The following is a 23,004-nucleotide window of genomic DNA, read 5'->3' on the forward strand; positions in this document are numbered from 1 at the left end:
AAACGATACAAATAAATATTAATTTTAAACACAATAAACTATGGGACTATTTTCATTTATTAAAAACGCTGGAGCTAAAGTATTCGGAATTGGAAAAACAGATGCTGAAGAATCTGCAGAGGCTGCTGCTGCTGAATTAAAACTAGAAGAAGCTGCTGCAAAAAAACTTGAAGAAACAATAACAGATTTACAATTACAAGTAGAAGATTTAAATGTTTTTATTGATGATGACGCTGCAACTATTTCTGGTAAAGCTTACGATCAAGCAACAAAAGAAAAAGTTGTTTTAGTAGTTGGAAACTCAAATGGTATCGCTACTGTTGATGATCAAATGACAGTTGAACATGTAGAACCAGAAGCACAGTTTCATACTGTAGTAAGTGGTGATACTTTAGGAAAAATTGCTAAAAATTATTATGGTAATGCTATGAAATACCCAGTTATTTTTGAAGCAAACAAACCAATGTTAACCGATCCTGATAAAATATATCCAGGACAAGTATTGCGTATTCCTGCCTTAGACTAAACCTATTTAACATTATGTTATTTTAAAAGCCAACTTTTTCAAGTTGGCTTTTTTATATCTTAAATCACAAAAATTAGCTGTAAATTTTATGTAAAGGGTTTTTGTTTTATTCCGCTTAAGTGATATTTATAATGAAAGTTAAATATTAAAAGAAGGAAAAAATAATAATAATAATTAAGCTTCCTTTTTTAAACTTCTATTAAGTAATCCCATAGCAACATAAAGCACTGGTGAAATTAATATTTCTTGAATTGTATGAGCAAAATCTTTTAAATTCCGACTTATTTCCATAATAAACCAATCAAATAAACCCATACTAGTAATAATACATAATCCGGAAATATGAATAAGATGCCAAATAGAAGACATCCAAGAATCCTTCAGTTTTCCAAGATGAAAAGTCCCAATTATATATACTAATATTGTAACACCAAATCTAATGAGATGAAAGGTTAGTTTAGGCAGTAATAGCCATTCTTGACTCTCAGTTATAAAAAAAAGATAATACCAAGAGTAGATAATTATTATAAATATAAGTCCAGATATAAAACGAAATTTATCCGATTTGTAGGGGTTGTTCATTTTTTAAATGAATTTTTCTAGAGTAAAACATCCACATTAAAAATGTAGCGGTATATACAGTTGCTTTAAATAAATAATGATGGGCAAATTCAAAATAAGCATGAAAATATTCTCTTAAGTAAATTAATCCAGTGCACCTAAGAATATTTATTAAGTCAATTAAAATTACACCAATGATAATATAAAGTGTTTTACGCCAAAATTTAGAAGGCATACAAACAATAAAGCCAATATATAAAACCATTAACTCCAAACCATTGCAAACATCAGCAATAAATAGAACCAACTTGTCATTGTGATATATTTGAGAGGCTTGTTCTTTTACCAATAAATCTCCTCCATCATCAACAAATGTAGAAACTTCTTTTTTTGAGGAAAAACCCGACATATCACCTAAGTTGTTTAATACAAAAACAGATGCTTCTCCAACATGAGTTGTTAATGGATGATCAAGAATTTTTGAATCGGACAAAAACAGGCCGTAAACCAGTTTCCAAACTATAAAAAACAACAAAGCTTTTCCTAAGAAAAGCCTTATTGGTAATGGGATTTCATTTTTAAGTGAAGTAAAACTCACTATTTTTTGTTTTCACGTAGCTTTTTAACTCCAAAAGCTGCTGCACCTAGCAATAATATACTCAAACCTCCATCTAATGGAATTGAGTCATTTCCTCCGCCTTTATTGCATTTTCCGAAATGGCTTGTTCTACCACATTTTCCGCACTTTTTGTTATTATAATCATGTTGACCATGAGTAGGAGGAGACCAAAACCACCACCATCCAGTAGCATATGTATTGCTCGTAAAAGTTAGAGCAAATATTATTGATAATACAGTGATAGTTTTAGATACAGTGTTTTTTTTATTTTTCATAATACTAGAGATTAATAATAGCGCCATAAAGGTAAAAACAATTCAATCAATTATAGTTTTTTTTTGTTTATTTCGATGAAATATGAATTTTTTTCTTCAAAATACCTATGGCTTTCGATGAAGTACATTTTTAGTCTACTAAAGTGTTGATAACTAGGTTTTTGATTTTTTTTTAGTGAAAATCATGAGATTTGGGTTGTTTTTTTTCAGAACAATAAAAAAGATTATAATTTTATAGGAATATAATAAATTTTAACATAAAATTTATTATTAAAATATTAATAAGCTGATTATTGTAGTTATCTATAAAAATTCATCTCATCTAAATACTCCCAAACAAATTCTGGTAGCATTGGTTTCACAATTTTACCAGTTTTAATAGCATTTCGAATAAAGGTTGAAGAAAGCTGCATTATAGGCGCATTTACAGTGTGTATTTTTTTATGCCCATCAAATTGTGTTTCCACTTTGTTTTCTGAAATTCTAGGGTATACATAAATATGGTGGTTTTCAAGAATTACTTCGTAATTTTTCCATTTGTGAAAACTTTTTAAATTGTCTTCACCCATAATTAAAGAGAACTCATAATCAGGGTGTTTTTCCTGTAAATGGGCAAGCGTATTTACTGTATAATTAGGTTGAGGTAAATTAAATTCTATATCGCTTGATTTAAGTTTGGAGTAATCTTTTGTGGCACGATACACCATTTCCAAGCGTTGGTAATTATCAAGTAAACTACTTTTCTTTTTAAAAGGATTATGTGGTGTAACAACAAACCAAATTTGGTCTAAATCACTATATTCTGCCATATGGTTAGCAATAACTAAATGTCCAATATGAATAGGATTAAAGGAGCCAAAATACAACCCAATCTTCATGTTTTAAGATTTTAAAAAATCATTAACTAAAGCTTCAGCGTCACGTAAAGCGCTTTCTAAATTGTCATTTACAATAATTACATCAAATAAAGGTGCGGTAGCTAATTCTGCTGATGCTTTTGCAACACGCATATTTATTTTGTCTTCACTTTCAGTTTTGCGCTTTTTTAAACGAATTTTTAATTCGTCAATACTTGGTGGTTTTACAAAAATAGCTAAAGTTTGGTCTGGAAATTTACGTTTAATTCGTAATCCACCAGAAACATCTATATCAAAAATAACATTCTTACCTAGCGACCAAATACGCTCTACTTCAGTTTTTAAAGTGCCATAAAAATTATCGCGATAAACTTCTTCCCACTCTAAGAATTCGTCGTTTTTAATTTTGTTTTTGAACTCTTTAGCAGATAAAAAATAATAGTCTTTTTTATCAATTTCTTTGCCTCGTTTTTCGCGTGAAGTTGCCGATATAGAAAATTCTAAATTTAAATCTTCTAATTTAAGTAAGTGTCTCACAATGGTCGTTTTTCCAGAGCCTGAAGGTGCCGAGAACACAATGAGTTTGCCTTGTTTATTGTCTTTGTTTATCACTAATTATTTTGTTTTACTAGTTAAAGTACATTCAATAATTGTTCCTTAATTTTTTCAAGCTCATCCTTCATTTGAACAACTAATTGTTGCATTGGAGCATAATTACTTTTAGAACCTATAGTGTTTATTTCTCGTCCCATTTCTTGACTAATAAACCCTAATTTTTTTCCGTTAGAATCTTTAGAGTTTATAGACTCTGTAAAATAATTTAAATGGTTTTTTAAACGCACTTTTTCTTCAGTAATATCAAATTTTTCAATGTAATACACTAGCTCTTGCTCAAACCTGTTCTCGTCGTATTTTTCTTTTAAATCTTCAACACCTTTTAATAAACGTTCACGAACACCTTCAATACGATCTGGATCCATAGTAATAACTTGGTCTAATAAATTTTCAATAATAGTAACACGGTTATTAAAATCATGCTCTAAGGCTTTACCTTCATCTAACCTGTGGTTTTTTAAATCGTTTATAGCGTTATTGATTTCATTTTCAATAGTTTGCCATTCGTTTTCGTCAATTTCTTCTCGTACAGTATTTAATGCATCTGGAAAACGAACCGCCATTTTAAGAAGCTCGATATCATTTCCATTAACAACATTTTTAAGCTGTTCCATGTATTGCTTTACAACGGGTGTGTTTATTTGAGTTGAGGTATCTTCAGCAGTGGCTTCAACATAAATAGAAAAATCTACTTTACCGCGCTCTAGTTTATCGGCAAGAATCTTTCTTATAGCAAGTTCTTTTTCTCTGTAAATAGAAGGCATTCTAGCATTTAAATCTAAATTTTTACTATTTAAAGATTTAAGTTCTATTGTTATTTTTTTTGTTGGTAATTGCAAAACAGATTTCCCATAACCCGTCATTGAATATATCATAAACTAGTGTATTAAGTTACACAAAGGTAATTAAAACCTAAAGGATAGAAAATAGATAAATGAATGTTAAAAAATAAAAGGCTCAAACATTTCGTTAAAGCCTTTTGTACTCAAGGTGGGAATCGAACCCACACAACCGAAGTTACTGGATTTTGAATCCAGCGCGTCTACCAATTCCGCCACTTGAGCATATTTTGGATAGCAAAAATATATATTTTTTCCATATTAATCATAAAAATACTGTTCAATATACTTTTTAGGTTAAAATAAATGTATAAATTTGCACCTCGTTAAAAATAACGTCGTGTTTTCACACTCTAAAACAATAAGTTAACTATGCCAATTGTTATAACCGAAGCTAAAATTTTTGCATGTACTCAAAGTAAAGTTCTTGGAGAAAAAATAGCTAAGGCATTTGGTGCTGAATTAGGTAATGTAATTACATCTACTTATAGTGATGGTGAATTTCAACCATCCTATGAAGAGTCTATTCGTGGCACTAGAATTTTCATTATTGGTTCTACTAATCCAGGACCAGAAAACTTAATGGAAATGTTGTTAATGATTGATGCTGCAAAACGAGCATCAGCAAGACATATAACAGCAGTTTTACCATATTTTGGTTGGGCAAGACAAGATAGAAAAGACAAACCAAGGGTGCCAATTGCGGCAAAATTGGTTGCTAAAATGTTAGAAGCAGCAGGAGCAACGCGTATAATAACGATGGATTTACATGCTGATCAAATACAAGGCTTTTTTGAAAGACCTGTAGATCATTTATTTGCATCTACAATTTTTCTTCCTTATTTGAGAAGTTTAAATCTGCCAAATTTAACAATAGCATCGCCAGATATGGGTGGTTCCAAAAGAGCTTATGCATATTCTAAAGCTTTAGAAAGCGATGTGGTAATTTGTTATAAGCAACGTGCCAAAGCAAATATTATCTCTCATATGGAGTTAATTGGTGATGTAACGGGTAAAAATGTGGTGTTGGTTGATGATATGGTTGATACGGCAGGAACATTAACAAAAGCAGCAGATTTAATGATGGAGCGTGGTGCATTAAGCGTAAGAGCCATTTGTACGCATCCAATATTATCTGGAAATGCTTATGAAAAATTAGAAAAATCAAAATTAGAAGAATTAATAGTAACAGATTCTATACCAGTTAAACCTTTAAGTAATAAAATTAAAGTTTTAAGCTGTGCAGAATTATTTGCTGAGGTTATGGATAAAGTACATAACAACCAGTCTATTAGTTCAAAATTTGTAATGTAATTTAATAATTAATATAAATAGAAAATGAAATCAATTACAATCAACGGATCTCAAAGAGAAAGCGTGGGCAAAAAAGCAACAAAAGCCTTACGTAATGCTGGTCAGGTTCCTTGCGTATTATACGGAGGAGACAAACCAGTTCATTTTTCAGCAACTGAGTTAGAATTCTCTAAACTAGTATACACGCCTAATGCGCATACAGTTGTGATTAATTTAGACAATGGTGAAACTTTAAATGCGGTACTTCAAGACATTCAATTTCACCCAGTAACAGATAATATTTTACACGTAGATTTTTATCAGTTATTTGAAGACAAAGAAATTGCTTTAAATATTCCTGTAAACCTAGTAGGTAACTCTAGGGGTGTTAAAAACGGTGGTGTTTTAAGAAGAAACAACCGTAAATTACGTATTAAAGCACTTCCAGCTAACTTGCCAGATTTTATCGAAATAGATATTACACCTTTAAAAATTGGCGATAAGGTTAGTGTTGGTGATTTATTAAGTGATAAATATACTTTCTTACATACAGATAATATCGTAGTATGTCAAGTTAGAACATCAAGAACAGCTGTTGTTGATGATGAAGATGAAGACGAAGAAGAAGGAACTGAAGCTGGAGCAGAAGCTCAAGCGGCAGAAGCTCAAGAATAAACATATTCTTAACTTAAATATAAAAAGCATTCTGTATTATTCAGGATGCTTTTTTATTTTTACAAAAACAAACTTTTATGTGTCAGTTTTTAAAAAATTTATTTAAGAGTAAAAAGAACATAAAAGAACAAGATACAATGAAGAAATATTTAATTGTTGGTTTAGGAAATATTGGAGAAAAGTATGAAAACACACGCCATAATATTGGGTTTAAAGTGTTGGACTATTTTGCAAATCAAGAAAGCTTAACTTTTGAAACTCAAAAATTAGGAGATATAACAACCTATAAATTAAAAGGAAGAACATTTATATTTTTAAAGCCAAATACTTATATGAATTTAAGTGGGAAAGCGGTTTTATATTGGTTAACTAAAGAAAATATTCTTTTAGAAAACCTACTAATTATTACAGATGACTTAAACCTTCCTTTTGGAAGTATTCGACTAAAAACTAAAGGAAGTGATGGTGGACATAATGGTTTAAAAGATATTCAAGATAAATTGAATACAGTAAAATACAACCGATTTAGATTTGGTATAAGTGATGCTTTTAGTAAAGGTAAACAGATTGATTACGTTTTAGGCGAATGGACTGATGAGGAAAACAAAATCTTAAAAGAACGCTTAGAAAAATCAGTAGATTTAATAAAATCTTTTGCTTTAGCTGGTATAAATAATACTATGAATACCTTTAACGGTAAATAAAAAGAGAAGGTTTTTAAACCTTCTCTTTTTATTTTTAATTATTCTACAATAATTTTTTTGCTAGATTTTCTTAAACCATCACTTACATTTAAAATATACATTCCAGATTGCACATTGCTTAGGTTTATCTTTTCATTAAAACTGCCAGTATTATCATAGATGTATTTATAGATAATACGTCCTCTTAAATCATAAACTTTAACGCTAACGTCACTAGATAATGAGCTGCTTAATTTTATAGTAAATTCACCTTTATTTGGGTTGGGGTAAACTTGGAAATCATTAAATTCATAAGTATTGATACTTAAAGGAGTAAGCACAACACCACAAATTGTAATAGACCAACTGTTTAGTGTGCCAGCATCTTCTTCTTCAAAATCCCCTACACCTAAAAGCCAATTTCCAGAAGCATTTTCGTCATTCCAACTACTAAGAAGGGATATAGGAGATTGCATTGTAAAGCCATTTCCAGTTAAATTACAATCAAAAGAACTACCATTATCATCAAAGGTGACTACAATATTAGCATCTTCATTTGTGCATATTGAAGGCTCTAATATATTTACTAAAGTTCCAGTAGGACTTTGTAGGCCTAATAATATATCACCGGGGTAAGGATGGGTTATATCTACAGTTAATTTAACATCAGAAATAATAACAGAAGCAGGAACATTAACTCCTGAAACCGTAGTAAAATCACTACCATTGTCTAGAATATCTAATGGTAAATTAGAGTCGGTAGATGTATATTCTGTACAAGATTCTGTTACAGTGTATCCAATAGCAATATCTTCTGTATTTATTGCAAAGAAAATATTACCATCACCCTCAACCATAATTCTACAAAAACCAGCCATTATATTTGGAACCGTTATGTCTTGAGACCCATCATTTGGAACACTACTTGCCAAAATCGTATCATAATTTAAGCCTCTATCTGTAGATAATAATATATTGACATTCGCTGTGTTTACGCCATTTCCAGTTGTTCCAGCAACATCCCAGGTTATAGTTTGAGATGAGCCTTGAGGCCAACTAATACCTGTTGTGCTTTGTGAAGTCACTAAAAATGGACCTGCAGCAGTTGTAGTGGTAGCTACCATGTTGTCTGTTGCTGTTTGACCGCCTCTGGAATCATTATCTCTAACGGTTAATTGAAAATTAATATTTCTACTAATTGAAGCTAATTTTTCCCAAGTTGTAGAGCCTCCGTTAATGGCAAGATCTTGTAATCGAGGAATGTAACGGGTTGCATTATCTGTGCCTTCAAAAGACCTTACGAGAGGTCCCTCACTTATATCATCTTCTTTTGGTAATCCAGCATTACCAAGATTGTATTGTTCCCATGTATAAGTATGCGTGCTAGTTCCATTTAAATCAGTTGAAGAGCCAGTTAATTTATAAGGCGTAGAAATTGGAATGGTATAGCTGGCTCCAGCTTCAGCTGTTGGAGCGCTGTTATTTGTAAAGCTTTGTGCACCACAAATACTAAATCCTGTAGTGATATTATCCCAAATCATTTGTAAACTTTTTTGATGAAAATAAGCATCACTTTGAGTTTGTACATTTTGCGGAGAGCAAATACCTGCATAAGCCATAATTGTTGTGCCACTTCCTGGTTCATAAGCAGAAGATGCATTTCTGTTTGTTCCAACACAATTTCCTGTATTTCCATTAAAAGTATGAGGTGAGCCAAACTGATGTCCCATTTCATGTGCTACAAAATCAATATCATATGAATCTCCTACAGGAGAAGATGAACCGGTTATACCCCTTGCTTTACTGCCACTGTTACAAGGTGAGTTAAGTTCTGCTACACCACCACCTCCAGTACTAAAAGTATGTCCAATATCATAATTACTGTTACCAATTATGTTATCTATAACGGTTTGGCTTTCATCAATTAAAAAATCAGCATCATCATTTGTAAAACTATCAGAATCAATAAAAATAACATCCTTATTATTAGCTACAAATTCCATGGAAATTGACAACTCATTTTCAAAAATACCATTTACTCTATTCATAGTAATAATCATAGCATCCATGACGGCATTTTTTTTATCAGCTTCTGTATCAATTGCCGATAATCCTGCCGCCATCCAATGAAATTCAGAATACTCAATAGTAGATGCAATAGCTAATCTAAAAGTTCTTAAAATTCCATCATTAGCATTTTTTTGCATTTGAGTTTTAAAATTGGATGTTTTTTTTAACGGTATTTCATCGATAACATTACAAATAAAACCTTCTTTTAAAGCGGGCAAATCTTTTTTCTTATATACCATGTAATTATTACCGCCAAAGGATGTTGGATCAATAAATTGCATGCCTCCTTCAGAAGATTGTAGCATTGTATTTAATCCTCGAGAGGTGATACTAAATCTAATTCGGTTGACAGGGTTTGTTGTGCTTTGCCCAACATATGTTCTAGAATTAGGCATTGAGGCTTGAAGATCTGGATGTAAAATAGGAGCTTCTATAATTCTAAAAGTTTCAAAAGAACCATTTGCTAAAGGGAAATCAATTAAAATATTGGATAATTGTGATGTTTTACCTCTCACAGGAGCATTTCTTAAACTAACTTTTAAAGCTTCTAAGTCTAACTGATAAAAATCTTTTTTATATGGTTGAGACTTTCTTTGAAGTTGTTTGCTTTTTGTTGCTTTTTGTTGTGTGGTTTTAGTCCACAACAGTTTTTGATTTTGCGCAGATAACCCTAAACTAAATAGAAGTAGAGTTAAAAATAAAATTATATATTTCAAGTAAGTCTGTTTCATATAAAAGACATTTAAATTATGGGGTTGATAAAAATACTTTGTAAAATCATCAATTGCAAAAAAATATGTACTCCTTTTAAAATAATATATATTTGTGTATGAGATATTTATTATTGTTAATAGTTGTTTTTGGAGGCTGTAAGTCAAACAAAGCAGTAAGTTTTGTTGAAGAAGTTACCGCTAATGAGTTATGTCCAGAAGAAGGGAATTGTTCATATGAAATTTTAAAAAACAAAAAAATTAATTATAATTATAATAACCTGAGTGATTTTTACCCAACATTTTCTGAAGGAGATAAACTTGTTTTTAAGTTTGAATATAAGCAAAATGAAATTCCAAATACACAAGATAGCAGTTATAGAGAAGAAGTTATAATTGAGTTAGATTCAACTGATTTAGAATTTGAAACAACAACCTTTAAAGGTGAAAAAATATTGTTTGCAAGGTGGTGTTATTGTAAAGGGCAAACGGGTTATTACAAAATACAGCAAGGAAAATTATCAGTTAAAAAAATTGAAAATAACACCTATCAATTAAACCTAAATTTTAAGATGGAACAAGTGCCTCAAGTTATCATTGAAATTAAACATGTTTTTAGTTTGGAATAGTTAATTTTGCACAAATTCTTAACCTTGAACATTAGTACTAATATTGAAACTTATAAATCTACCGAACCAACAGTTGTTACCATTGGTACTTTTGATGGCGTACATATTGGGCATCAAAAAATAATTAAACGCTTAATTAATACTGGAAAATTAGAAGGCTTAAAATCTATAATACTTACTTTTTTCCCACATCCTCGTATGGTGTTGCAAAAAGATTCCAATATTAAATTAATTAATACTATTGATGAGCGACATGCTATTTTAGACGCTTTAGGATTAGATTATTTACTTATTAAAAAATTCACAAAAGAATTTTCAAGACTTTCGGCAGAAGATTTTGTAAAACAAATTTTAGTTGAAAAATTAAATGCCAAAAAAGTAATTATTGGTTACGATCATCGATTTGGTAGAAATAGAAAAGCAGATATTAATGATTTAAAAATTTTTGGAGAAACCTATGGTTTTGATGTTGAGGAGATTTCAGTACAGGATATTGATGATGTTTCGGTAAGTTCTACAAAAATTAGAAAAGCATTAAATGAAGGGGATATTGCCAAAGCAAATAGCTTTTTAGGCTATAATTTCATGCTTAATGGAACTGTTGAAAAAGGTAAAGGTTTAGGTCGAAAAATACAATACCCGACAGCAAATATTTATATAGAAGAAGATTATAAAATAATTCCTAAGCAAGGCGTTTATATAGTAAAGTCTGTAATAGATGGAGATGTTTTATATGGTATGATGAATATTGGAATGAATCCCACAGTTAATGGAAGCACTCAAACTATCGAGGTTCATTTTTTTAATTTTAATAAAGATATTTACAATAAAAAAATACAAATAGATTTATTACATCGTATTCGTGATGAGGAAAAATTTGAATCTGTTGAGGTTTTAAAAACCCAACTTTCAAAAGATAAAGGAACAGCATTAGACTATATTGCTAAACATCATGGTTTATAAATATTTGTTTAAACATATTGATAACTCAGGGTTAATAGTTTTTAGAATTATTTTTGGATTACTTTGTTTTTTAGAATCTGTTGGAGCAATTTTCACAGGTTGGTTAAGGAGAACATTAATAGATCCTAATTTCACATTTACTTTTATTGGTTTTGAATGGTTACAACCACTTCCAGGTAATGATATGTATTATTATTACATTATTATGAGTGTTTTTGCATTATTTGTAATGGTTGGATTTAAATACAGGTTAAGTATAATCAGTTTTACATTAATGTGGACTGCAACTTACTTAATGCAAAAATCATCCTATAACAATCATTACTATTTATTAATGCTAATAAGTAGCTTTATGGTGTTTCTGCCAGCTCATAAATTTGCTTCTATAGATGTAAAAATAAACCCCAAATTAAAAAGTATTTCTATGCCTCAATGGTGTAGTTGGGTTGTTATATTACAGCTTTTTATTGTTTATACTTATGCATCATTAGCTAAGTTTTATCCAGATTGGTTAGATACTACTTTTATAGAACTATTAATGAAAAGCAAAAAGGACTATTTTGTTGTTGGTAATTTGCTTCAACAAAAATGGATGCATTACATCCTAGCTTATGGTGGTATTTTATTTGATGGTTTAATAGTGCCCTTATTATTGTATAAACCAACTCGTAAATATGCTTTTATGGTATCAATTGTGTTTCATTTATTTAACTCTTTTGTTTTACAGATAGGCATTTTCCCATATTTATCATTAGCATTTGCTCTATTCTTTTTTGAACCTAAAACAATTCAAAAAATATTCTTAAAAAAGAAACCACTTTACAATTCAGAAGAGGTTATTATTCCAAATTTTAAAACACCTTTAATTGCTTTATTTTCAGTCTATTTTTTAATCCAAATTGGATTACCGTTACGGCATTATTTTTTTAAAGACGATGTACTGTGGACGGAAGAAGGTCACAGACTCTCATGGCGTATGATGCTTAGAGCTAAAAGTAGCCAAACCACTTATAGAGTTGAAAATAAAGAGACAGGCAAAATTATTCATATCAATTTAAAAGATTATTTAACACCAAAACAAATACGGTCTGCAAGTGCAAAACCAGACGTAATATGGCAATTTTCGCAACGTTTAAAAAAACAGTTTAAGGCTAATGGACAAGATGTAGCAGTTTATGTAAATTGTAAAGTAAGTATAAATGGAATGCCATTTAAAACGTTTATAAATCCGGAGACAGATATGGCAAATGTGGAATGGAATGCTTTTAAACATAGCAACTGGATTTTACCTTCAAAATAAGAGTGATTATCTAGGTATTTCATTAAATTTGTCGCTTAAATTTTCAATACATGTTACAGGTTACTTTTATTAGAGAAAACAAAGAATTAGTAATTGAACGCTTAGAGAAACGAAGTATCGATGCGACAAAAATGATTAATGATGTTATCGATTTTGATGAAGATAGAAGACGTATTCAAGCAGAATTAGATAATACTTTAGCTGAATCTAATACGCTATCTAAAGAAATTGGAGATTTATATAAATCTGGACAAGCCCAAAAAGCAAATTTATTAAAAGAAAAATCGGGTAAGTTAAAGGAAGCTTCAAAAGAGCTTTCTGAATCACTTAATGCTAAAACAGAAGCCTTAAACCAATTGCTTTATAAAATTCCTAACATTCCTAATGAATTAGTTCCTAGTGGTAATTCTGAGTTAGATAATGAAGAGATTTTTAAAGCTGGCGATATACCAGTGTTACACGAAAATGCCCAACCACATTGGGAGTTAGCAAAAAAGTACGACATTATAGATTTTGAGCTTGGTAATAAAATTACAGGCGCAGGATTTCCTGTTTATAAAGGTAAAGGCGCAAGATTACAGCGTGCTTTAATTGCTTATTTTTTAGATAAAAATACTGCAGCTGGATATACAGAATATCAATTACCACATTTGGTAAACGAAGCCTCGGGTTTTGGTACTGGACAATTACCAGATAAAGAAGGACAAATGTATCATGTTACAGAAGATAATTTATACCTCATACCAACAGCCGAAGTGCCAGGAACTAACATTTTTAGAGATGTGGTTTTAAGTGAAAGCGAATTACCAATTGGTATTACAGGTTATACACCTTGTTTTCGACGTGAAGCAGGAAGTTATGGTGCTCATGTTCGTGGTTTAAACAGATTACATCAATTTGATAAAGTTGAAATTTTAAGAGTTGAACATCCAAAACGTTCACATGAAGCTTTAGATGAAATGGTTAATCATGTAAAAAGCATTTTAGATGAATTAAAATTACCATATAGAATATTACGTTTATGTGCTGGTGATTTAGGATTTACATCTACGTTAACTTACGATTTTGAAGTGTTTTCAACAGCACAAGATAGATGGTTAGAAATATCATCAGTTTCTAATTTTGAAACTTTTCAAGCAAATCGTTTAAAACTTCGATTTAAAAATAGTGAAGGTAAAAACGAATTAGCACATACTTTAAATGGGAGTTCTTTAGCGCTACCTAGAGTACTTGCAGGTATTTTAGAAAATTATCAAACAAAAGAGGGTATAGTTATACCAGAAGCGCTTCAACCTTATACAGGTTTTAATATTATTGATTAGGGACAATAAGAAAGTAAAATCTTACCAAAAGATATGATTTAGAATATATTATCGACAAAGTGTTAAATAAAACCGTTGTTAAACGAGTTTTTCTTCATTTTCTTTGTGTTTTGAAATTTATTTATCAAGTTAGCAACACCAAAAATATTTAACCTGCTAACCCATGAAAAATTTTAAACGCATTGTGATTTTAATCGCTCTTATTTTTTTCGCAAGTAAAGTGTTATTTTCAGATTTTGAAATTGTCAAATCTGAAAATAATAAAACTGCTATTGTGAGTAAATAAGAATTTGTTGAAAACAATCTTCAAGAAGCAATTACTAAAGGTTTTTTAAAATAGTCATTTCTGTTTATACAGAAATTTAAGGCTGTCCCCAATCGAGTATTTAATTAACAATAGTTAATAGAACATTATTTTTGGTTGGTTAGTGCCCGAATTTTATTCGGGCATTTTTTTATAAAAATATTTACAATAACTAAAAAACACAATGGTTATATTTACAACATGAGACTTCTTTTAATAATATTCTTTTTTATAACAACTTCTGCAATATCTCAAAGCGATCTTATTGCCAAAGAATATTTTAAAAATGGTGAATACGAAAAAGCTTTAATAGAGTATAATAAACTTTACCAAGAATCGACTTCAAATATTAATTATATCAATCAAATAATAAGTACACATCAACAGTTAGAACAATATAATGAAGCAGAGGCTTTTATAATAAAACTAATAGAACGCATTAATTATCCTGCTTTTATGGTTGAATTAGGGTATAATTATCAGCTAAAAAACGATCTAGTAAACGCAAATATTAATTACCAAAAAGCTATAGAGAGTATAGATTTAAGAGCAAGTAATGTATTTTCTGTTGCAAGAAATTTTCAAGACCATTCACTTTTAAATGAAGCCATAATAGTTTACGAAAAAGCCATGGTAATAAATCCTGACTATAATTTTAACGTGCAATTGGCACAAATTTATGGAGAGCAAGGGAATATTGAAAAGATGTTTAACAGTTACGTTAATTTTGCCGAAACTAACTCTGTTGCTGTTAGAGACGTAAAGAGAGCATTAAACGATTTTATAACAGAAGACAGTAATAATGAAAACAACATTTTATTCAGGAAAATTCTGCTTAAAAAAATACAACAACAGCCCAATTTACTATGGAATGAGTTGTTAAGTTGGTTATTTATTCAACAAAAAGATTTTAAAAAAGCATTTATTCAAGAAAAGGCAATTTTTAATAGAAATCCAGAAACATTAAGTCGAATTGAAGAGTTGGCATTAATATCGTTAAATGAAAATGAGAATGAAACAGCTAAAGAAATCTTCACTTATATTACAGAAACTGCTCAAGATGCAGATACTAAACTTGATGCTTACAATAATTTGCTTCAATTAGAAATTAAAGAATCCTCAAAAGACAATTACACTTTAATTAAAAACAAATATTTAGAGCTTATAAATACATTTGGTAAACAATCTCAAACATTAAATTTGCAAATTGCGTATGCCCATTTTTTGGCTTTCTATATGAATGAAACCAATGAAGCAACTTCATTTTTAGAAGAGACTTTAAAATTACCAATCACAGAATTGCAAAAAGCTGAAGTAAAATTAGAACTTGGAGATGTTTTAGTTTTGGAAGAAAAATTTAATCAAGCTTTAATTTATTACACACAAATTCAGCGTAATTTAAAAAATAGCACTGTTTCACAGGAAGCAAGATTTAAGGTTGCAAAAACAAGTTATTATAAAGGTGATTTTAAATGGGCAGAATCTCAGCTTAAAATTTTAAAGTCATCAACATCTCAGTTAATAGCTAATGATGCCTTAGATTTAAAACTTCTTATTTCTGATAATAAATATGAAGATTCCCTTCAAACGGCACTAAAAATGTATGCAAAAGCCGATTTATTAGCCTTTCAAAACAAGAATGATGACGCTATTAATTTGCTAGATAGAATCTTAAACGAGCATAAAACAGAACCTATAATTGCTCAAACCTTATTCAAACAAGCCCAATTATTTCAGTTAAAATCACAATTTGAAAAAGCTCAAGCAAATTATGAGAATATAATTGCGAATTATAGAGAAGGGATTTTAATAGACGATGCTTATTTTAATTTAGCCGAAATTTATGAAAAGCATTTAAATATGCCAGAAAAAGCAAAAGCCTTATACGAGCAAATTATTTTTAATCATTCAGATAGTATTTATTTTGTAGATGCTAGAAAACGATTTAGAGCTTTGCGAGGTGATGCTATAAATTAGATAATTACAGGATTTAAAAAATGAAAAATTCTTTATGTACATATATAACGTAACAACAAATATTGATGAAAGCATTCATGATGAATGGCTTATGTGGATAAAAGAACACATACCGCAAGTTTTAGCAACAGGTAAATTTGATAAAGCAACGCTTACCAAAGTTTTGGTTGAAGAAGATATGGGAGGTGTTACATATTCAGTTCAATACAGAGCATATTCACGTGAAGCCTTAGATGCATATTATAAAGAAGATGCAGAAAAACTGAGAAATGAAGGCATGAAAAAGTTTGCAGATAAAATGTTGTCTTTTAGAACCGAACTTGAAATAATTGATGAGTATACTGTAAACTTTAAGTAACTTGTCATTCCTGCAAAGACAGGAATCCATTTATATAGTTTATTTTTACTCATAAATACAACTCCGTGGCATATAACACAAACCAAAATCAGGTAAAAGCAAAAAAATATTTAGGTCAGCATTTTTTAAATGATGAATCTATAGCACAAAAAATAGCGGACACATTAATCCTAAAAGGTTATAAAAATGTTTTAGAAATTGGTCCTGGTATGGGAGTGCTCACTAAATATTTACTCAAAAAAGATGTAACTACTTATGTTATTGAAATTGATACCGAATCGGTAGAGTATTTACAAGCAAACTACTTAAATCTGGCTCCAAGAATTATAGAAAAAGATTTTTTAAAGTACGATTTAAATCAGGTTTTTAAAGAAGAACCTTTTGCTATTATAGGCAATTTTCCATATAATATTTCAACTCAAATAGTTTTTAAAACTTTGGAAATGCGCGATCAAATTCCAGAATTTTCTGGAATGTTTCAAAAAGAAGTAGCACAGCGTATTTGCTCAAAAGAAGGCAGTAAAGTTTACGGAATTTTATCCGTTTTAGTTCAAGCATTTTACGAAGCAGAATATTTATTTACGGTACCTCCAAACGTTTTTAATCCGCCACCAAAAGTAGAATCAGGAGTATTAAGACTTACAAGAAAAGAAGATTATTCTTTACCATGCGATGAAAAGCTATTTTTCAAAACTGTAAAAACAGCCTTTCAACAACGCAGAAAAACACTTCGTAACAGTTTAAAAACATTCAATTTATCTGATAATTTAAAAGCAAATAGTATATTTGGCAAACGCCCAGAACAATTAAGTGTTCAAGAGTTTATAGAGCTTACACAATTAATTGAAAAGGACGCTTAAACCCTTTTAAAGTTTTCAATTTGTCAGAAGAAAAAGAAAACATACAATTTCAACTCACAGAAGAACTTGTTGAGCAAGTAGAGCAACTTATTGAAGTACAAAACGATAAGGAGCTTCATAAGCTGTTAGATGAGTTTCATTACGCTGATGTTGCAGAAATTCTAGATGAATTAAATTTAGAAGAAGCTATTTATGTTATCAAGCTTCTAGACTCTGAAACAACTTCAGATATCCTCATGGAAATGGATGAGGATAATAGGGAAAAGGTTTTAAAAAATCTTTCAGCTAAAGAAATTGCGGAAGAAATTGAAGAATTAGATACTGATGATGCTGCCGATATTATTTCAGAATTATCAGAGGAGCGGCAATTAGCTGTAATTGCTCATATTGAAGACGAAGAGCATAAAGCCGAAATCACAGAACTTTTAGCCTATGATGAAGATACTGCTGGTGGACTCATGGCAAAAGAATTGGTTAAAGTTTATGAAACCTGGACGGTTGCAGGTTGCCTTCGTAGAATTAGAGGGCAAGCAAAAGAAGTCACTCGCGTACACTCTATTTATGTTGTAGATAAGAAAGAAAAACTCATTGGTCGTCTCTCTTTAAAAGATCTTATCGTTGCAAAAAGTGAACAAAAAATAGCAGATATATATATTACAAGCGTAGATAGTGTGAATGTTAATGACGATGCCGAAGATGTTGCCAAAGTCATGCTTAAATACGATTTAGAAGCTATTCCTGTAGTAGACGATAACCAGAAACTATTAGGAAGAATTACTATTGATGACATTGTAGATGTCATGAAAGAAGAGGCAGAAAAAGATTATCAATTAGCAGCAGGTATAACCAGTGGCGTTGAGGCAGATGATAGTATTTGGGAATTAACAAAAGCGCGATTACCATGGCTATTAATTGGTATGTTTGGCGGTCTTGGAGCAGCAAGTATTATAAATGGTTTTAGCGATGCTATGGTAAAATTTCCAGTACTACTAATATTCATTCCTCTAATACAAGCAACCGCAGGAAATGTGGGTGTACAATCATCAGCGATTGTAGTTCAAGGACTTGCAAACGGGACTATAAGCGGTAAAATTTTAAGCAGATTGCTTAAAGAATTTTTACTAGGCTTAGTAAATGGGTTGGCCATAGCAGCTATTGTTCTTGTAATAAGTCATTTTGCATTCCATACAACCTATTATGAATCTTTAACCATATGTGTAGCACTAATAACAGTAATTATTATGGCGGCATTAATAGGAACTTTTATCCCTATTTTTTTAGACAAGCGCGGTATAGATGCAGCAGTAGCAACAGGACCATTTATAACAACAAGTAACGATGTATTTGGTATATTTATTTACTTTTTAATAGCTAAGCTTATTTTAGGATTTTAAAAAATTAGGGCGTTACCACAAGGGTCGCGCTTTCCGTTACAATCTTTTGCAGAAAAAGCAAAAGGATTTCCACTACAATCCCTAACGCAAAACTTCGTAATTTTACAGTCTAATTTTAAGACATGAAAATCCTTCACCTCGATACAAATCACGAATTATTAATCAATCAATTAAACGATTTAGGTTTCACAAATCACGAAGATTATTCGTCTTCAAAAGAACAAATTGAAGCTAAAATTCATAAATATGATGGTATTGTTTTAAGAAGCCGTTTTACCATCGACAAACAATTTCTTGATGCCGCAAAAAACCTAAAATTTATTGGTCGTGTTGGCGCAGGATTAGAAAATATAGATTGTGACTATGCCGAAAAAAAAGGTGTGTATTTAATATCGGCACCAGAAGGCAACAGAAACGCAGTAGGCGAACATACTTTAGGAATGCTACTATCTCTGTTTAATAAGCTTAACAAAGCGGATGATGAGGTTAGAAAAGGGAAATGGTTACGTGAAGACAATCGAGGTATAGAATTAGATGGAAAAACGGTTGGATTAATAGGTTATGGAAACATGGGGAAAGCTTTTGCAAAGAAACTTCGTGGGTTTGATGTTGAAGTTTTGTGTTACGATATAAAAGATAATGTAGAAGATGCTAATGCAAAACAAGTAACGCTAAAAGAATTTCAAGATAAGGTTGAGGTTGTTAGTTTACACACACCACAAACGCCATTAACTTTAAATATGATTAACGCAGAATTCATTAATCAGTTTGCAAAACCATTTTGGTTTTTTAATACAGCTCGTGGTAAAAGTGTGGTAACTCAAGATTTGGTTTCGGCTTTAAAATCTGGAAAAGTTTTAGGCACAGGACTTGATGTTTTGGAATATGAAAAAGCATCATTTGAGAATTTATTTTCTTCAAAAATGCCAGAAGCATTTCAATATTTAATTGAAGCGGAGAATGTTTTGTTAACACCGCATGTTGCTGGTTGGACTATAGAAAGTAAAGAAAAGTTGGCCCAAACCATTGTAGATAAAATTAAGGAGAAATTTTGTTAATTTTAAAGCATGAAAAAAACCATTCTTGTTTTTTCACTGCTTATTCTAGCTTTAATACTGTTATTTCAAATTAGCAGTTATTCCATTAATTCCGGCAATTTAAAAACGGAATTTGTTATAGCAATAATTGCTATTATCTTTTTTATAGTTGGTATTTACATCAACAAAAAAAGTCTTCATAAAACAGTTGTTGATTCTAAAGTAATAAACCATCAAAAAATATCCGAACTAGAAATTACGCCACGCGAATACGAGGTGCTTCAATCTATTTCAGAAGGTTTATCAAATAAAGAAATTGCAGATAAATTATTTCTTTCAGAAAGTACTATAAAAACGCATGTTTCTAATTTGCTAGTAAAGCTAAATGCAAAACGTAGAACCCAAGCGCTACAAATAGCTAAAGAGTATCAAATTATATAATAATTCATTAGTTTCATACTAATTCTAAGTATTTTGGTACTTTAGTATGACTTCAAAACCCCTCTTTCTATCTACTTTTGAGCTGTTCAACTTTAAAAAACTAAATTATGAAAAGCACAATTTTTAAGTACGGGTTTTATGGACTTATAGCTGGACTTATAATTTTTTTATCTAGTATTTTATTTGGTAAAGGGTTAAGTTATTCTACTCAAGAGATATTAGGCTACGTGTCTATGGTGGCATGTTTATCATTTGTCTTTTTTGGTATTAAGCATTACAGAGACCATGTTAATGAAGGTACAATTTCAATAGGAAAAGCCATTGTTATTGGTGTATTAATATCAGCATTAGTTGGTGTAGGTGTTGGTATTGCAGATTATATTTACACCACTTTAATAAATCCAGACTTTGCTAACGAGTATTTAGAAACTAGCCTAAAAACTATGGAAAACACGTTGTCTTCACAAGAATTTCAAGCTAAAAAAGTAGAACTTAAACAGCAAATGGAAGATTATGGAGGTTCTGGTTTTATGGCGTTTTTAATGTTCTTTACTGTGGTGTTAATAGGTTTTGTTATATCTTTAATTTCAGGATTAATACTTCAACGTAAATAATTTACTCATGCAGTATAAAGCGACATCACCAGAAGATTATATCAGTCAGGTTCCAGAGGAAAGGCAAGATGCTCTAAAAAGGTTAAGAAAAGTTATTAATGATAATTTACCTAAGGGTTTTGAAGAAGGTATTATTTATGGCATGATAGGCTATTATGTTCCGCATTCTATTTATCCAGATGGCTACCATTGTAATCCAACAGATCCTTTACCTTTTATGAGTTTTGCATCGCAGAAGAATTCTATAAATCTTTATCATAGCGGGATCTATTCAAAAAAAGAAATTCATGATTGGTTTGTGGCAGAATATCCCAAACATTGTAAAGCAAAATTAGACATGGGTAAAAGTTGTGTCCGATTCAAGAAAATAGACCAAATACCTTTTGAATTGATAGGAGAATTAACTAGAAAAATGTCCGTTCAAGAATGGATAAATATTTATGAATCTGCAATTAAAAAATAAATAATTAAAAGTTTACAATATGAAATTAGGAGCATTTTCAGCAAGCTTAAGTGTTAAAGACATAAAAGCTTCAAGAGATTTTTATGAAAGATTAGGTTTTAGTGTGTTTGCAGGAGATATTGAAAAAAAATATTTAATAATGAAAAACGGCAATGCACTTATAGGTTTGTTTCAAGGTATGTTTGAGCAAAACATTTTAACTTTTAATCCAGGTTGGGATGAAAGCGCCAATAAAGTTGAACCTTTTGATGATGTAAGAGCCATTCAAAAACACTTAAAAGTAAACGATATTAAGATAGAAAAAGAAATTGACGAAAACACTTCTGGGCCAGCAAGTATCGTCATGCATGATCCAGATGGTAATACCATACTTATAGACCAACATGTATAATTTAAAATATAATAAATGAAAAATAGAGTAACAGGAATTGGTGGCTTATTTTTTAAAACCAAAGATCCAAAAGCATCTAGAGATTGGTATAAAAAACATTTAGGTTTTAATACAAATGATTACGGCAGTACCTTTTTGTGGAAAGATAAAGAAGGAAAAGAGTGTTCAACACAATGGAGTCCTTTTGCAGAAGACACTAAATATTATGAGCCTTCAAAAAAAGACTTTATGTTTAATTATCGTGTAGAAAATCTACATGAATTACTTAAAGTTTTAAAAGAAGAAGGCGTAACCATTGTTGGAGAAATTGAAGAATACGAATACGGAAAATTTGGTTGGATTCTAGATAATGATGGTAATAAAATAGAACTTTGGGAACCTATTGATAGCGCTTTTTTGTAAATTCGTTTTTATAAAGTTTCAATAAAATATATTGTCTTATTTAGAAATACTTCAATCGTATCATTTAATTGCATTGCAATGGATAGCTATTGGTTTTGCAGTTTTTTTATTGGGTTTATCTAAATCTGGAATTAAAGGCATAGGTATTATTATTGTTGTTATTCTTGCTCTTATTTTTGGCGAAAAAACATCAACAGGTATTCTGCTTCCTATGTTAATATGTGCTGATGTTTTTGCAGTTATTTATTATAATCGTCACGCCCAATGGGATATTATAAAAAAGCTATTACCATGGATGATTGTTGGTGTTTTAATTGGCGTTTGGATTGGAAATGACGTTTCAGAAATCATTTTTAAAAGATTAATGGCAATTATGATTATTATGTCTGCAATTGTTATGTTTTATCTGGAAATTAGAAAATCTAATAAAGTGCCCACAAATAAATGGTTTGGTATAGTAGCGGGTTTTTTAGCAGGATTTACAACCATGATTGGCAATTTGGCGGGCCCAATTTCAAACGTTTATTTTCTTGCTATGCGTTATCCAAAAAACGAATTTATTGGTACTGCTGCATGGTTATTTTTTATAATAAATGTATTTAAATTACCATTTCACTTTTTTGTTTGGAAAACAGTAACTGTAGAAACACTTGTTTTAAATTCTGTTTTAATTCCTGCTGTAATTATTGGCTTTTTCTTAGGCGCATATATTGTTAAGCTTATTTCAAATGTAAATTACAGACGTTTTATATTAATAGTTACGGCTATTGGAGGCATTATTTTATTGTTCAGATAAATTATTTTGTAACGTTATTATAATTTGAAA

26 protein-coding genes and 1 tRNA gene are annotated in these 23,004 nt (G+C 30.4%); 19 read left to right on the forward strand and 8 right to left on the reverse strand.

Annotated features, from left to right (window positions below):
* Positions 1-40: 40 nt before the first annotated feature.
* Positions 41-526: a peptidoglycan-binding protein LysM gene (lysM, locus tag BT151_RS04720; protein ID WP_072400594.1), complete on the forward strand. Its 486-nt coding sequence runs from the start codon at positions 41-43 to the stop codon at positions 524-526.
* A 174-nt stretch (positions 527-700) separates the two neighbouring features.
* Here the strand turns inward: lysM and BT151_RS04725 are convergent, their stop codons facing one another.
* The 7 genes from BT151_RS04725 to BT151_RS04755 all read right to left on the reverse strand — a co-directional run bounded on the left by BT151_RS04725 (position 701) and on the right by BT151_RS04755 (position 4,517).
* Positions 701-1,108, reverse strand: coding sequence for a hypothetical protein (locus BT151_RS04725; protein WP_072400595.1), 408 nt, complete (start codon positions 1,106-1,108; stop codon positions 701-703).
* Positions 1,083-1,685 (reverse strand): archaeosortase/exosortase family protein, encoded by a 603-nt coding sequence (locus tag BT151_RS04730; RefSeq protein ID WP_072400596.1) that lies wholly within the window; start codon positions 1,683-1,685, stop codon positions 1,083-1,085. The genes BT151_RS04725 and BT151_RS04730 overlap by 26 nt, the downstream gene beginning before the upstream one ends.
* On the reverse strand, positions 1,685-1,981 hold the full coding sequence (locus BT151_RS04735) for a PID-CTERM protein-sorting domain-containing protein (RefSeq protein ID WP_072400597.1): 297 nt from the start codon (positions 1,979-1,981) through the stop codon (positions 1,685-1,687). The genes BT151_RS04730 and BT151_RS04735 overlap by 1 nt, the downstream gene beginning before the upstream one ends.
* Before the next feature lie 299 nt (positions 1,982-2,280).
* Entirely contained in the window at positions 2,281-2,859 is a 579-nt protein-coding gene (gene nadD / locus BT151_RS04740) for a nicotinate (nicotinamide) nucleotide adenylyltransferase (RefSeq protein ID WP_072400598.1), read from the reverse strand.
* Positions 2,860-2,862: 3 nt separating this feature from the next.
* Positions 2,863-3,450 (reverse strand): guanylate kinase, encoded by a 588-nt coding sequence (gene gmk, locus BT151_RS04745; RefSeq protein ID WP_394333392.1) that lies wholly within the window; start codon positions 3,448-3,450, stop codon positions 2,863-2,865.
* A 20-nt stretch (positions 3,451-3,470) separates the two neighbouring features.
* The gene (locus BT151_RS04750) at positions 3,471-4,328 is read right to left on the reverse strand and encodes a YicC/YloC family endoribonuclease (RefSeq protein WP_072400599.1); all 858 of its coding nucleotides are present in this window, start codon (positions 4,326-4,328) and stop codon (positions 3,471-3,473) included.
* Between the two features lie 107 nt (positions 4,329-4,435).
* Positions 4,436-4,517: transfer RNA gene (locus BT151_RS04755), tRNA-Leu, on the reverse strand.
* A gap of 147 nt (positions 4,518-4,664) precedes the next feature.
* On the opposite strand from BT151_RS04755, the gene BT151_RS04760 reads away from it, so the two are divergent.
* The 3 genes from BT151_RS04760 to pth all read left to right on the forward strand — a co-directional run bounded on the left by BT151_RS04760 (position 4,665) and on the right by pth (position 6,964).
* Positions 4,665-5,606 carry a ribose-phosphate pyrophosphokinase gene (locus tag BT151_RS04760; RefSeq protein WP_072400600.1) on the forward strand — a complete coding sequence of 314 codons (942 nt, stop codon included), beginning with the start codon at positions 4,665-4,667 and terminating at the stop codon, positions 5,604-5,606.
* Between the two features lie 24 nt (positions 5,607-5,630).
* Positions 5,631-6,260: a 50S ribosomal protein L25/general stress protein Ctc gene (locus BT151_RS04765; RefSeq protein ID WP_072400601.1), complete on the forward strand. Its 630-nt coding sequence runs from the start codon at positions 5,631-5,633 to the stop codon at positions 6,258-6,260.
* 77 nt (positions 6,261-6,337) lie between these two features.
* Positions 6,338-6,964: an aminoacyl-tRNA hydrolase gene (pth, locus tag BT151_RS04770; protein ID WP_072400602.1), complete on the forward strand. Its 627-nt coding sequence runs from the start codon at positions 6,338-6,340 to the stop codon at positions 6,962-6,964.
* A 38-nt stretch (positions 6,965-7,002) separates the two neighbouring features.
* On the opposite strand, the gene BT151_RS04775 is transcribed toward pth, so the two are convergent.
* A complete protein-coding gene (locus tag BT151_RS04775; protein WP_072400603.1) occupies positions 7,003-9,744 on the reverse strand; it encodes a reprolysin-like metallopeptidase in 2,742 nt (913 codons plus the stop codon).
* A 98-nt stretch (positions 9,745-9,842) separates the two neighbouring features.
* On the opposite strand from BT151_RS04775, the gene BT151_RS04780 reads away from it, so the two are divergent.
* The 15 genes from BT151_RS04780 (at position 9,843) to BT151_RS04850 (ending at position 22,974) form a co-directional block, all read left to right on the forward strand.
* Positions 9,843-10,352 (forward strand): hypothetical protein, encoded by a 510-nt coding sequence (locus tag BT151_RS04780; protein WP_072400604.1) that lies wholly within the window; start codon positions 9,843-9,845, stop codon positions 10,350-10,352.
* A gap of 24 nt (positions 10,353-10,376) precedes the next feature.
* Complete coding sequence (locus BT151_RS04785; protein ID WP_245794718.1) at positions 10,377-11,315, forward strand: bifunctional riboflavin kinase/FAD synthetase; 939 nt, start codon at positions 10,377-10,379, stop codon at positions 11,313-11,315.
* Positions 11,305-12,615 carry an HTTM domain-containing protein gene (locus tag BT151_RS04790; protein ID WP_072400605.1) on the forward strand — a complete coding sequence of 437 codons (1,311 nt, stop codon included), beginning with the start codon at positions 11,305-11,307 and terminating at the stop codon, positions 12,613-12,615. The genes BT151_RS04785 and BT151_RS04790 overlap by 11 nt, the downstream gene beginning before the upstream one ends.
* Before the next feature lie 50 nt (positions 12,616-12,665).
* The gene (serS, locus tag BT151_RS04795) at positions 12,666-13,937 is read left to right on the forward strand and encodes a serine--tRNA ligase (protein WP_072400606.1); all 1,272 of its coding nucleotides are present in this window, start codon (positions 12,666-12,668) and stop codon (positions 13,935-13,937) included.
* A gap of 505 nt (positions 13,938-14,442) precedes the next feature.
* Entirely contained in the window at positions 14,443-16,218 is a 1,776-nt protein-coding gene (locus BT151_RS04800) for a tetratricopeptide repeat protein (protein ID WP_072400607.1), read from the forward strand.
* A 34-nt stretch (positions 16,219-16,252) separates the two neighbouring features.
* A complete protein-coding gene (locus tag BT151_RS04805) occupies positions 16,253-16,576 on the forward strand; it encodes a DUF4286 family protein (RefSeq protein ID WP_072400608.1) in 324 nt (107 codons plus the stop codon).
* Positions 16,577-16,641: 65 nt separating this feature from the next.
* A complete protein-coding gene (gene rsmA, locus BT151_RS04810; RefSeq protein ID WP_084647860.1) occupies positions 16,642-17,436 on the forward strand; it encodes a 16S rRNA (adenine(1518)-N(6)/adenine(1519)-N(6))-dimethyltransferase RsmA in 795 nt (264 codons plus the stop codon).
* Positions 17,437-17,456: 20 nt separating this feature from the next.
* Positions 17,457-18,830, forward strand: a complete 1,374-nt coding sequence (gene mgtE / locus BT151_RS04815; protein ID WP_084647861.1) for a magnesium transporter — start codon at positions 17,457-17,459, stop codon at positions 18,828-18,830.
* 122 nt (positions 18,831-18,952) lie between these two features.
* Positions 18,953-19,888: a 2-hydroxyacid dehydrogenase gene (locus tag BT151_RS04820; protein ID WP_072400610.1), complete on the forward strand. Its 936-nt coding sequence runs from the start codon at positions 18,953-18,955 to the stop codon at positions 19,886-19,888.
* Positions 19,889-19,897: 9 nt separating this feature from the next.
* On the forward strand, positions 19,898-20,308 hold the full coding sequence (locus BT151_RS18920; RefSeq protein WP_072400611.1) for a response regulator transcription factor: 411 nt from the start codon (positions 19,898-19,900) through the stop codon (positions 20,306-20,308).
* 107 nt (positions 20,309-20,415) lie between these two features.
* Entirely contained in the window at positions 20,416-20,922 is a 507-nt protein-coding gene (locus BT151_RS04830; protein WP_072400612.1) for a DUF4199 domain-containing protein, read from the forward strand.
* Between the two features lie 7 nt (positions 20,923-20,929).
* Positions 20,930-21,385 (forward strand): DUF1801 domain-containing protein, encoded by a 456-nt coding sequence (locus BT151_RS04835; RefSeq protein ID WP_072400613.1) that lies wholly within the window; start codon positions 20,930-20,932, stop codon positions 21,383-21,385.
* 19 nt (positions 21,386-21,404) lie between these two features.
* Entirely contained in the window at positions 21,405-21,776 is a 372-nt protein-coding gene (locus BT151_RS04840) for a VOC family protein (protein ID WP_072400614.1), read from the forward strand.
* 15 nt (positions 21,777-21,791) lie between these two features.
* Positions 21,792-22,178 (forward strand): VOC family protein, encoded by a 387-nt coding sequence (locus tag BT151_RS04845; protein WP_072400615.1) that lies wholly within the window; start codon positions 21,792-21,794, stop codon positions 22,176-22,178.
* Between the two features lie 31 nt (positions 22,179-22,209).
* Positions 22,210-22,974: a sulfite exporter TauE/SafE family protein gene (locus BT151_RS04850; RefSeq protein ID WP_084647862.1), complete on the forward strand. Its 765-nt coding sequence runs from the start codon at positions 22,210-22,212 to the stop codon at positions 22,972-22,974.
* The last annotated feature ends 30 nt before the right edge of the window (positions 22,975-23,004 follow it).

This window comes from Flaviramulus basaltis (assembly GCF_900114265.1).
Lineage (GTDB): Bacteria > Bacteroidota > Bacteroidia > Flavobacteriales > Flavobacteriaceae > Flaviramulus > Flaviramulus basaltis.

Coding starts and splice junctions, on each gene's coding strand:
- BT151_RS04820 (WP_072400610.1), top strand. CDS start 18,953: ATGAAAATCCTTCACCTCGATACAAATCACGAATTATTAATCAATCAA.
- BT151_RS04845 (WP_072400615.1), top strand. CDS start 21,792: ATGAAAAATAGAGTAACAGGAATTGGTGGCTTATTTTTTAAAACCAAA.
- BT151_RS04800 (WP_072400607.1), top strand. CDS start 14,443: ATGAGACTTCTTTTAATAATATTCTTTTTTATAACAACTTCTGCAATA.
- BT151_RS04750 (WP_072400599.1), bottom strand. CDS start 4,328: ATGATATATTCAATGACGGGTTATGGGAAATCTGTTTTGCAATTACCA.
- pth (WP_072400602.1), top strand. CDS start 6,338: ATGTGTCAGTTTTTAAAAAATTTATTTAAGAGTAAAAAGAACATAAAA.
- lysM (WP_072400594.1), top strand. CDS start 41: ATGGGACTATTTTCATTTATTAAAAACGCTGGAGCTAAAGTATTCGGA.
- BT151_RS04840 (WP_072400614.1), top strand. CDS start 21,405: ATGAAATTAGGAGCATTTTCAGCAAGCTTAAGTGTTAAAGACATAAAA.
- BT151_RS18920 (WP_072400611.1), top strand. CDS start 19,898: ATGAAAAAAACCATTCTTGTTTTTTCACTGCTTATTCTAGCTTTAATA.
- BT151_RS04725 (WP_072400595.1), bottom strand. CDS start 1,108: ATGAACAACCCCTACAAATCGGATAAATTTCGTTTTATATCTGGACTT.
- nadD (WP_072400598.1), bottom strand. CDS start 2,859: ATGAAGATTGGGTTGTATTTTGGCTCCTTTAATCCTATTCATATTGGA.
- BT151_RS04830 (WP_072400612.1), top strand. CDS start 20,416: ATGAAAAGCACAATTTTTAAGTACGGGTTTTATGGACTTATAGCTGGA.
- serS (WP_072400606.1), top strand. CDS start 12,666: ATGTTACAGGTTACTTTTATTAGAGAAAACAAAGAATTAGTAATTGAA.
- BT151_RS04780 (WP_072400604.1), top strand. CDS start 9,843: ATGAGATATTTATTATTGTTAATAGTTGTTTTTGGAGGCTGTAAGTCA.
- BT151_RS04765 (WP_072400601.1), top strand. CDS start 5,631: ATGAAATCAATTACAATCAACGGATCTCAAAGAGAAAGCGTGGGCAAA.
- BT151_RS04735 (WP_072400597.1), bottom strand. CDS start 1,981: ATGAAAAATAAAAAAAACACTGTATCTAAAACTATCACTGTATTATCA.
- BT151_RS04760 (WP_072400600.1), top strand. CDS start 4,665: ATGCCAATTGTTATAACCGAAGCTAAAATTTTTGCATGTACTCAAAGT.
- BT151_RS04790 (WP_072400605.1), top strand. CDS start 11,305: ATGGTTTATAAATATTTGTTTAAACATATTGATAACTCAGGGTTAATA.
- BT151_RS04835 (WP_072400613.1), top strand. CDS start 20,930: ATGCAGTATAAAGCGACATCACCAGAAGATTATATCAGTCAGGTTCCA.
- BT151_RS04775 (WP_072400603.1), bottom strand. CDS start 9,744: ATGAAACAGACTTACTTGAAATATATAATTTTATTTTTAACTCTACTT.
- BT151_RS04805 (WP_072400608.1), top strand. CDS start 16,253: ATGTACATATATAACGTAACAACAAATATTGATGAAAGCATTCATGAT.